This window comes from Listeria rocourtiae FSL F6-920, assembly GCF_000525975.1.
Classification (GTDB): Bacteria; Bacillota; Bacilli; order Lactobacillales; family Listeriaceae; genus Listeria_A; species Listeria_A rocourtiae.
The window spans coordinates 47547-58155 of record NZ_AODK01000044.1 but is presented as its reverse complement, the minus strand read 5'-3'; the positions used below and the strand labels follow the sequence as shown (position 1 = coordinate 58155).

The 10609-nt window shown below is 41.7% G+C and carries 6 protein-coding genes, 3 tRNA genes and 1 pseudogene; 4 read left to right on the top strand and 6 right to left on the bottom strand.

The window, feature by feature from the left end; translation table 11 throughout:
- Window positions 1-212: 212 nt before the first annotated feature.
- Window positions 213-284, bottom strand: a tRNA-Glu gene (locus PROCOU_RS13410).
- A 123-nt stretch (window positions 285-407) separates the two neighbouring features.
- Window positions 408-2729: a family 10 glycosylhydrolase gene (locus PROCOU_RS13405; RefSeq protein WP_036073288.1), complete on the bottom strand. Its 2322-nt coding sequence runs from the start codon at window positions 2727-2729 to the stop codon at window positions 408-410.
- A gap of 358 nt (window positions 2730-3087) precedes the next feature.
- On the opposite strand from PROCOU_RS13405, the gene PROCOU_RS13400 reads away from it, so the two are divergent.
- The 4 genes and pseudogenes from PROCOU_RS13400 (at window position 3088) to PROCOU_RS13385 (ending at window position 7020) form a co-directional block, all read left to right on the top strand.
- The gene (locus PROCOU_RS13400; RefSeq protein WP_036073286.1) at window positions 3088-4392 is read left to right on the top strand and encodes a PTS sugar transporter subunit IIC; all 1305 of its coding nucleotides are present in this window, start codon (window positions 3088-3090) and stop codon (window positions 4390-4392) included.
- Window positions 4393-4457: 65 nt separating this feature from the next.
- Entirely contained in the window at window positions 4458-4745 is a 288-nt protein-coding gene (locus PROCOU_RS13395; RefSeq protein ID WP_036073284.1) for a hypothetical protein, read from the top strand.
- Window positions 4746-4762: 17 nt separating this feature from the next.
- Window positions 4763-5939 (top strand): annotated as a pseudogene (gene anmK / locus PROCOU_RS13390) (anhydro-N-acetylmuramic acid kinase AnmK).
- On the top strand, window positions 5932-7020 hold the full coding sequence (locus PROCOU_RS13385) for a DUF871 domain-containing protein (protein ID WP_036073282.1): 1089 nt from the start codon (window positions 5932-5934) through the stop codon (window positions 7018-7020). Before anmK ends, PROCOU_RS13385 begins: the two are co-directional and overlap by 8 nt.
- Window positions 7021-7289: 269 nt before the next feature.
- On the opposite strand, the gene PROCOU_RS13380 is transcribed toward PROCOU_RS13385, so the two are convergent.
- The 4 genes from PROCOU_RS13380 to PROCOU_RS13365 all read right to left on the bottom strand — a co-directional run bounded on the left by PROCOU_RS13380 (window position 7290) and on the right by PROCOU_RS13365 (window position 10211).
- Window positions 7290-7380: transfer RNA gene (locus tag PROCOU_RS13380), tRNA-Ser, on the bottom strand.
- A 37-nt stretch (window positions 7381-7417) separates the two neighbouring features.
- Window positions 7418-7490 (bottom strand) — tRNA-Asn (locus tag PROCOU_RS13375).
- A 92-nt stretch (window positions 7491-7582) separates the two neighbouring features.
- Complete coding sequence (locus PROCOU_RS13370) at window positions 7583-8041, bottom strand: SprT family protein (protein ID WP_036073295.1); 459 nt, start codon at window positions 8039-8041, stop codon at window positions 7583-7585.
- Window positions 8042-8048: 7 nt separating this feature from the next.
- On the bottom strand, window positions 8049-10211 hold the full coding sequence (locus PROCOU_RS13365) for a Tex family protein (RefSeq protein WP_243832087.1): 2163 nt from the start codon (window positions 10209-10211) through the stop codon (window positions 8049-8051).
- Between the last annotated feature and the right edge of the window lie 398 nt (window positions 10212-10609).

Below are 10609 nucleotides of genomic sequence, written 5' to 3'. Positions count from 1 at the left end.
CCCTCAACCTAGCGCGTCTGCCATTCCGCCACGACCGCTCTATTAACACTAACTAATATTATATTATTGCTTCCCAAACATGTCAATAATAATTTCAAAAAACATGAATATTTATTCATAACCAACCTATGATTACACAATTCGAGCGAAAGCCTTTGTATTCCGCCAGTTTTTCAGGGAAGATTACCCCACGTATACACAAATTATCGCTATGACCCGTACGGGATTCGAACCCGTGTTACCGCCGTGAAAGGGCGGTGTCTTAACCGCTTGACCAACGGGCCGTTATTGCTAGCTCTCAAGCCAACTTTCTCATTATAGCATACTCCTCAAATCATGCAATACCTATTTCCAAATTTCTAAAAAAAAGTCCCTGTCTATGTAAACAGAGACTCTTTTCTCACTTCTTAAACTTGCCTTCTTTTCCAACGAAGTAATACTAGCACACCTGTCATGCTAAGTACTAGTCCCAAGACGATAGCTAAATCCGTCGACTTATCACCGGTTGTTGGTAGCAATCCTTTTTCTTTGCTAGGTTCTGATTTTGGCGCTACTTTTTCAAGGCTTGGCGCTTTTTCTGGTTGTTGTGGTACAATCTCTTTTTCTGGTGGAATAACGATGGTTCCATCAGGCTTTGGTGCTGGATCCGGTGTTGGTTTTGGCTCGGGCTTTGGTGTCGGTTCTGGATCCGGTTCTGTTGGTAAGACGACTTCCTCTGGGTCTTTCGTGTAGCTCACAACAACTGTCTGGGCTTGATCTGTGAACGTTCCAGTTACTTGTGCGTCTTTTTTCGTATATCCCGCAATCACTTTGATTTCCGCTGCAAAATTTTCACCGATATTCCCTTGTAAAGTTTCAGATGGTGCGATTTCTCCACCGTTTTCATCTTGATATAAAACAGTTACATCAGCGCCTGGAATTTGGGCAATAATTGGTGCTGATTCGTTGCTTGCTGCGTCCAGTGCAGTCACTACATACGTGCCAGTCTCACTAATTGGATAGCTGAATTCTAACCCATCTCCGCTCCAAATTTTTGTAACGATATTGGCTGGGTTGGCGATGATTTCCTCTGCTGTTCCTGCCCCTTTATACACGACATAGTAACGCGCAGAATTAGTAGCTGTGTCTGACCACGTGAGTGTATCCGCGGTTTGCTTGACTTGAAGTGGTGCGGCAATGGCCTGATGCGCTAGCCACGGCTTACTCGGTGTCAATGAGGTGGTTGCAAAATAGGTTTCTTTTAAAAGATCAATCGAGTCATTTTTTGCTTGGTTAGCTGGCTTTTGTGCGTCTGGGATGCTCGCGATATTGCTCTTTTTAATATCGTTATAACTGAACAGGACGCTCCCAGAAACTTGATTTAGTAACTGGTTAAAGCGCATCTGATTCGGAATTTCGGCTGGGTTCATCCATGCGGCATCAAAGCCACCGTTTCCTACATGTTTATAATTCGCATGCCCAACGTAAATTTGCACGTGTGTTCCTTCTGCAGCCTTATTCCACCACCTTGCCAAATCCCCATATGGAGCCGCTGCTTGGTCAAAACTCCAATAAATTTGTGGCACCATATAATCTACTTTCTCGTCTTTAATCCACTGATACGTATCAGCAAAAATACTTTGTGAATAAGACTGCGAAGATCCCGTCGGTGTGTTGGAACCGAGCGGATTATTTGCCTTGTGTTCCCAAATACCAAATGGGCTAATTCCAAATTGGACGGCAGTTTTCTTCGCTTGGTTGCTCGTATCGATCGCATGTTTCACCTTATCAATAAGCGTTGTAATATTATCGCGACGCCAGTCATCGATGCCCGCTTTTGTATTCGGATAGCCCGCTGGAATACCGTATTTCGCGAATGTTTCCGCATCTTCCCCCTTATCCCCAAAAAGCACATTCTTACCGTCTACCGTAATGCGATATGGGTAGAAATAATCATCAAAATGAATCGCGTCCACATCATAATTCGTCACGACTTCTTCAATCGTTGCTGCTACATGATCTTGCACTTCCGGAATACCCGGATTAAGGAATAATTTCTCATCAAAACGCAAAACATTTTCAGGATGCAAAACAGCATAATTCGTATCAGCTAAAAGTCCAGCCTTATGCCATGCTGCAATCTGTTCTGGAATCGTCATTGCAAGCGCTTCCTCTTTGGTTGCACCGATTTTTGTCAAAACGCTCTGTGTTGTCAACTTCGTATTCGTCACACGATATGGATTAAACCAAGCATGATATTCCATCCCCCGTTTGTGCGTTTCCTCCACCATAATCGCAAGCGGATCATATCCAGGATTTGCACCCTGTACACCATTTGCAATAAACTCCGACCACGGATTGATTTTCGATGGATAGAACGCGTCAAGGAGTGGCCGAACTTGAAAAATAACCGCATTCATATTCCAAGATTCAAAGTCGTCCAATACCGTGTCATATTGTGCCCGAAAAGCCGATTCTGATCCTACTTTTGCAAAGTTCAGATTGGCAATTGTTGCAACCCAGGAACTCTTAAACTGCTCCTTATCTTGCGTGTATGTCGTTGGAATTTGGACTTGCTCGCTGGAACCATTGTAATAGAAAACCGGTGTATTTGCATCATAACCGTATGTCCCGTCTGCTTTTTTTATAAACTTTGTAAGTCCTTGCGTCCCCTCTTCCGCTTGTACCGTCAAGGAAAAAGCCGATACACTTAATACAAGTATGACTAACATTGATGCCCATTTTTTCATTTTTCATCCCCCTTTTTTATATCGTCAAATTTATAATATTTTCCAGATGACGATTACGGGTTCAATATATCATCTTCAAAGATTGATTTCAACTTATTTTTTTAGAAAAATTAATTATATATCACAATTATACATACTAAAAAAAAGCGCTCTATCCCGCTCGTATCAATCTATTTCATGTTTCAAATTGTTTGAAATAAATTTTTAATTCAATTTTGTAAACGTTGACATTTTATTTCAAATGAACTAGAATACACGTTGAGAAGTAAATTACCATAACAAAAAAAGGAGGGGTTACCCTAGTCTAACAGCGAGACGATACATAACTATACTTATCAAACAAAAAGGGAGAGTCATTATGCAAACATTTATGAATTTTTTAGAAAAATATTTGTCGATGCCCATGGCAAAGCTGTCTGAACAACGGCATCTGCGCGCGATTCGGGATGGGGTTGTTTCGTCACTACCGTTTATCATTGTCGGTAGTATGTTCTTGATTGTTGCATTTCCACCGGTTCCTGAGAGTACCGCACTCTATCAATGGGCCCAGGCGCACGCCTTCGAAATTTTAATTCCTTATAGGATGACGATGTTTATTATGTCCCTGTATATCACTTTTGGAATTGGTTACAATTTAGCGAAAAGTTACAAGCTTGATCCGCTATCTGGTGGGCAAATTGCTGTTGCTTCGTTCTTGCTTACCTTGACACCAATCGCACTTGATAAAGTCGGCTTTGTCCTACCAATGGCTAATCTCGGCGGGCATGGATTATTTATGGCCATGATTGTTTCCATTTTTTCTGTTGAAATTATGCGATTCTGTAAAACACGAAATATCACAATCAAGATGCCGGAACAAGTCCCACCTAGTGTAGCAAGATCTTTTGAAGCACTTATACCTGTTGCTTTTGTTGTTGTATTTATGACATTAATCACGGTTGTACTCGGTATCGATGTCCATTCACTAGTCGATCAAGCAGTTTCACCTATTGTAAAAGCCGGTGATACCTTATTCGGTGTCCTCTTACCTGTATTTTTAATTGGTTTCTTCTGGTCTTTCGGTATTCACGGGATTTCCGTTATTGGAGCAGTTGCAAGGCCTCTTTGGGAAAAGTATTTAGGTGCCAATGCTGAGGCTGTAGCTGCTGGTAGTCCCATTCCTCACGTAGCACCAGAAACTTTCTTCCAGTGGTTTGTTTGGATTGGCGGTTCTGGCGCAACACTCGGTTTAGTACTTGCAATGCTGTTCTTTTCTAAATCTAGTTATTTGAAAGCGCTCGGCAAAACGACACTAGTTCCGAGTATTTTCAATATCAATGAGCCTGTTATTTTTGGGACACCAATTGTACTAAATCCTATGTTAATTATTCCATTTATCTTCATCCCACTCATAACAACGACTATTTCTTATTTTGCAACAACACTTGGTTTCATTTCCCCAACCTATGTCATGGCACCTTGGACTTTACCTGCTCCAATTGGCGCCTATCTTTCAACAGGTGGCGACTGGCGAGCTATCGTTCTTGTCCTCGTCAATATAGCCATATCATTTGTCATTTACATCCCATTCTTCAAAATGTATGATCAGAAGCTATTGGAGGAAGAAAAAGCACAGACAGAGGAAAATAAAGAAACGCATAGTAATGAACCGAATTTAGCTTAACAAAGAACACAAAGAGGGACAGTTAGCTTTATTGTCCCTCTTTATTCAAAAAGGGAGGTTTTCATATGGAAACGAATAGCAAATGGATTAAATTCAATTACAAAAGCGCTGTCATCTTTTTCACTATCACGATCCTAGCCAATCTTATTTTCTTACCAATACTTACAAGCCTTGGTGTTTCAAGGGCTTTCGGTCTGTTCCTACTTACGAGCCTTGCCAGTAGCGCAGCACTCTCTTATATCCTACTTGCGAAACATGGCTTTTATAAATCAAAAAAACAGGCATCCATTTTTACAGCAATCGTTACGTTAGTATGTACGGCAAGCTGTTACTTTTTAATGTATGTTAGCTAAAATAAGGAGGTAATAATATGTATGTTGTTGGGTTAATGTCTGGCACATCACTTGATGGCGTGGACGTGGCTTTACTTGATATCCAAGAAAAGAATGGCAACTTATCCACAAAACTAATTGATTTTAAAACCGTACCCTTTCAACCTGGAATCGTAGCAGAAATTCGCAAAAGTTTGAGTATCGAGGAATCCGATTCACAGCTTATTTGTAGTTTAAATTTCAAATTAGGCGTGCTTTTTGCGGAAAGTGTAAAAATGATTTGTAGTAAAAATGGCATTGCGGCATCAGAACTTGGCGTGATTGGCTCACATGGCCAAACGATTTTTCACCAGCCCGAACAGATAGGGAATTTTGCTGCTTCGACATTACAAATCGGCGAACCAGCTGTAATTGCGTATAGCACAGGAACAACCGTTGTATCAAATTTCCGTACGATGGATATGGCTGCTGGTGGTCAAGGTGCGCCGCTCGTGCCATTCACAGAACTACTACTCTATCGTGACGCTCATAAAAATCGACTTTTGCAAAATGTCGGTGGTATCGGAAATGTGACAGTAATGCCGAAAAATGCGACGATTAATCAAGTTTTTGCGTTTGATACAGGGCCTGGAAATATGATTATCGATGACTTGATGTTGCGCTTATTTGGGCATGGCTATGATGATGGCGGTGAAACAGCGGCTCAAGGTGTTGTAAACGAGGAGTTGCTCGCCTACTGTATGGAAGATCCATTTATCACGGCTGCGATTCCAAAATCGACTGGGCGCGAACTTTTCGGGAAGGAATATACCGATGAGCTGCTGCTTACATACGGACATTTGGCACCAAAAGATCTAATTGCGACATTAACAATGTTCACTGCCAAAACCATTGTTTCGAATTACGAACAATTCGTTTTTTCAAAAAATGGCAATTGATGAAGTGATTGTTAGCGGTGGTGGCAGTTATAACAAGACATTGCTACGCTATTTAGCAGAACTTTTAGAAGGACGTTGCGCAGTTTTGACGCAGGAAGATATCGGTTATTCTTCAGATGCAAAAGAGGCCGTCGCATTCGGATTATTAGCTTATGAAACATTGCACGGTCGACCATCGAACGTTCCTAAGGCGACCGGTGCACGCGATCATGTCATCCTTGGAAACGTCACCTACCCGCCACTAAAATATAAGGAAGAAGGTACCGCTCATGCATAAACTTGGTATTTCGATTTATCCCGAGCATTCGACACCTGAAAAAGATAAGGCGTACATCGATTTAGCGCATAAGTATGGTTTTACGCGCGTTTTCACTTGTTTATTATCAGTGAGTGGCGATAAAGAAAAGATTTTGCGCGAGTTTAAAGAGACGATTAGCCATGCGAATGCGCTTGGTCTGGAAGTTTTGGTTGATATTTCACCACGGATTTTCGAAGCGCTTCATATTTCCTATGATGATTTATCTTTTTTCCACGAGCTTGGTGCTTATGGGATTCGATTAGATATGGGCTTTACCGGTAGTGAGGAAGCTGCAATGACATTCAATCCATACGGTCTCAAAATTGAAATCAACATGAGTAATGACACCAATTATTTGAATAATATTATCGATTTTCAGCCGAACCGAGAAAATTTAATTGGATCTCATAATTTTTATCCACATCGCTACGCTGGACTTTCTTATGATTATTTTGTGAAGTGTAGCGAGCGCTTCCGAAGTTTTCAGATTCGTACGGCAGCATTTGTCCATTCCAACGACGCGACATACGGTCCTTGGCCAGTCACAGAAGGTTTATGCACACTTGAGATGCACCGTGGTTTGCCGATTGATACGCAGGCGAAGCATCTTCTCGCAACAAAACTCATCGATGACATTATTGTGGCCAATGCCTACGCATCTGAGGCTGAAATCGCAAAACTTAGCGCCGTACTCCGCGCAGAGAAATTTGGCTTGAACATACAGCTTCACGATACAATTACACCGCTCGAGCGCAAAATTGTGACAGAAGAGCCTCATTTTTATCGTGGTGATGTGTCTGATTACTTCATCCGTTCTACACAATCTCGCGTGAAGTACCGTGACGAAGCATTCAAGCCAACGTTCACACCAAACATCAGACGCGGTGATATTTTAATTGAGAACGAGTTATATGGGCAGTACAAAGGGGAATTACAAATTGCTCTAAAAGATATGGAAAATCGAGGAAAGACTAATGTGGTTGGTCGGATTCGAGATGAGGAAATTTTCTTATTGGATTACATGGAACCATGGACTAAGTTTGAATTTTTTATAGATTGATTTTACGAGTAGAAGATTTTTGTCTTCTGCTTTTTTTGTTTGAGCCACTAGAATAGGATACAAAGCTAAGATAACCATCTTAAAAAGCCAAATCTTCGCCTCGCCTTTGATAGACTAGATGAAAATCTGGCTTTAATTTTGGGACAGGTAGTCTAGTTATCATAGAATCCAGTTGTGCCAAGTTACAATAATGTCACTTTGTAAGAGTAAGAAGCTTTTTTGGACGTAAAAAAAACGACACTTCAGCATCGTTTTGAATGTGTATTATATGGCGGAGAAGGAGGGATTTGAACCCTCGCGCCGCGTTAACGACCTATACCCTTAGCAGGGGCACCTCTTCAGCCACTTGAGTACTTCCCCATATAACATTGCCAGCTTAGTATACGCATAAAAAGAACTCCACAGGCAAGACTCGAACTTGCGACCGATCGGTTAACAGCCGATTGCTCTACCAACTGAGCTACTGTGGAATAGCATCATTTTGTTTCTGCTGACTCTTTACATTATAAGCAGGTACGCTAAAAAAATCAAGCTTTATCTGACTATTTTCAGCAAAACATTTTCAGCTACTCACAATTTTTTCTTCCATGTAAGCTAATCGGCCATTACAGCGACCGCAACGATACTTCTTTACATCAAAACGGCGCTTGCGTAAAAACTCGGTTTGGCACGATAAACAGACGTAGCAATGCATTTTTTGCGCAGTCGGAATCGCCTGACAAAAACGCGGAGCATCAACTTTGGCGAGGAGTTCTCGAAAATCGGCATCACGATGCTGGTAGCCTTTTCCTTCAAGATGGAGATGGTAATGGCACAACTCATGCTTCATAATCCCGATAAAATATTCCAAACCAAAATTCTCAAGATAGCGCGGGTTCATCTCGATAACATGGCTTTTTAGCAAATAACGCCCGCCAGTCGTTCGTAGGCGCGAATTAAAATGGGCTTGATGTCGAAATCGTTTCTGGAAAAATTGCAACGACACGCTCTCCATATGTCGTTGCAACTCTTGTTCTGTCATCATTTGCTTACTTCCCTTGATCAGGGCTTAGCATCGTTAGCGAAATCCGCCCTTTTTTCTGATCAACATCATCCACCCAAACAGTTACAATATCACCTACCGAAACAACGTCCATCGGCTTGCTAACAAAAGATTTACTTAGCTTCGAAATATGCACAAGACCGTCTTGTTTTACACCGATATCAACAAAAGCTCCGAAATCAACAACATTGCGCACTGTTCCTTGGAGTTCCATTCCGCTTTTCAAATCTTCCATTGAAATAACATCTTGCTTCAAAAGCGGTGCATCGAGCTCATCACGCAAGTCACGTCCTGGCGCTACAAGTGAATCTACAATATCTTGAAGCGTCTCTTTTCCGACTTCAAGTTCTGCGGCCATTTCTGCCAAGCTAAATTGGGCCAATGCTCTTTTAAGTTCTTGTGAGCCAAGATCTGTCAGTTTGAATCCAGCTGAAATCACAATTTTTTCTGCTATTTCGTAGCTTTCTGGATGGATTGCTGTCGCGTCAAGTGGATGCTTGCCTTCTAAAATACGCAAGAATCCGATGCTTTGTTCATATGATTTAGCACCTAGGCGTGGTACTTTTTTAAGCTCTTTGCGTGATGCGAATGGCCCGTTTTCCTCGCGGTATTTGCGAATGTTCCCAGCAACCGTCTTATTGAGCCCAGCGACATATTGTAAAAGTGATGCTGAGGCCGTGTTCACATTGACTCCCACTTGGTTTACCGCTGTTTCCACGACGAATGTTAGCGTGTCGTTGAGCTGTTTCTGCGCTACATCATGTTGATATTGGCCAACCCCGACAGATTTCGGATCAATTTTTACAAGTTCGGCAAGTGGATCTTGTAAACGGCGACCGATTGATACGGCGCTTCGTTGTTCAACTTGGAAATCTGGAAACTCTTCACGTGCGATATCACTTGCGGAATAGACACTAGCTCCCGCCTCGTTTACAATGCAATAATAGGCGTCAAGCTTTTCTTCTTTAATTAACTCTGCAATAAATTGCTCGGACTCACGTGATGCCGTACCATTCCCAATCGCTACCACCTCGACACAGTATGTCTTCATTAGTTGTAATACTTTTTGCTTTGCGTCGGCTTTTTTATTTTGGGGCGGATGCGGATAAATCACATCAATGGTGAGCACTTTCCCAGTTTTATCAAGCAAAGCAAGCTTACAACCCGAACGATATGCTGGATCAAGTCCTAAAATTATCTTTCCTTTTAGCGGCGGTTGTAAAAGTAATTTCCGCAAATTTTCCGCAAAAATATGAATCGCTTGTTCTTCCGCAACCTCGGTTAATTCAGCTCTTATTTCGCGCTCGATAGCAGGCCCAATAAAGCGTTTGTATGCATCTTCAATCGCGGTAATGACATAGATTTCTGAAATAGAACCAGCCTTCTTAATCACCTGTTTGCGCAAGTACTCGATAATTTTAGCTGAATCAACTACAACTCCAACACGCAGAATATCCTCTTTTTCGCCTCTGTTAAATGCCAAAACACGGTGACTTGCTACTTTCCCAATAATTTCTTGGTACTCATAATACATCTCGTAAACGGATTTTTCGTCTAGCTCTACTTTTTTCCCAACCGATTGCATCATACCAAATTTTCGAGTGAATTCGCGAATCCATTTTCGGTAAGTTGGTTCATCCGAAATGACCTCTGCTATAATTTCATGTGCGCCTAGCAAGACATCCTCCGTCGTTGCCACTTCATGCTCGGCAGAAATATAGTTCGCTGCCTCTGCCATCACGTCACCTGATTGTGGAAATGTGAGTAACCATGTCGCGAATGGCTCCAATCCCTTTTCTTTTGCAATCGTTGCTTTGGTGCGTTTTTTTTGTTTATATGGGCGATATAAATCCTCCAGCGCTTGGTGTTTCTCTGCTTTTTCAATCGCTGTCGCTAAATCTTCTGTAAGCTTGCCTTGTTCTTCAATCAATCGCAAAATTTCTTCTTTACGCTGTTTTAGCTTTTCCACATAAGCATAGCGTTCTTCGATATTACGAATTTCGACCTCGTCCAAGCTACCAGTCATTTCTTTCCGATAACGCGCAATAAACGGCACGGTATTTCCTTCATTAAGTAGGTTTATAACCGCATTGATTTGATTCGGGCGGTATGGTAGTGATGTATGTACTAATTTTAAAATTTCTTCCATGTTTATCTTTGCCTCCATAATTTCATCTCTTGTCATTGTACCATAGAATACATGAGGTAGGTTCTAATATCACAGCAAAATGAAACAAGGATCTATCCACCTTACTTCGCAGATAAATCCTTTTAGATATTGTTGAGACTCTTAAGAAGCGAAGTGTGCTGAATTAGAGTCTCAATATGCAGGAGAGCAAAGCGAGCATGTAATCCACCAGTGGCTCTTAAGCGCAGAACAGGAAGTAACTAGAATCAAATAAGAAGCAGTACTCATGAGAGCTTCAATATGCATGAGAACGGAGTGAGCATGTAATCCGTCAGTGGCTCTTAAGCGCAGAACAGGAAGTAACTAGAATCAAATAAGAAGCAGTACTCATGAGAGCCTCAATATGCATGAGAACGGAG

Bases quoted from the DNA above. Each gene is read 5' to 3' on its own strand.
- PROCOU_RS13400 (WP_036073286.1), top strand. From the start codon at position 3,088: ATGCAAACATTTATGAATTTTTTAGAAAAATATTTGTCGATGCCCATG.
- PROCOU_RS13395 (WP_036073284.1), top strand. From the start codon at position 4,458: ATGGAAACGAATAGCAAATGGATTAAATTCAATTACAAAAGCGCTGTC.
- PROCOU_RS13385 (WP_036073282.1), top strand. From the start codon at position 5,932: ATGCATAAACTTGGTATTTCGATTTATCCCGAGCATTCGACACCTGAA.
- PROCOU_RS13365 (WP_243832087.1), bottom strand. From the start codon at position 10,211: ATGGAAGAAATTTTAAAATTAGTACATACATCACTACCATACCGCCCG.
- PROCOU_RS13405 (WP_036073288.1), bottom strand. From the start codon at position 2,729: ATGAAAAAATGGGCATCAATGTTAGTCATACTTGTATTAAGTGTATCG.
- PROCOU_RS13370 (WP_036073295.1), bottom strand. From the start codon at position 8,041: ATGACAGAACAAGAGTTGCAACGACATATGGAGAGCGTGTCGTTGCAA.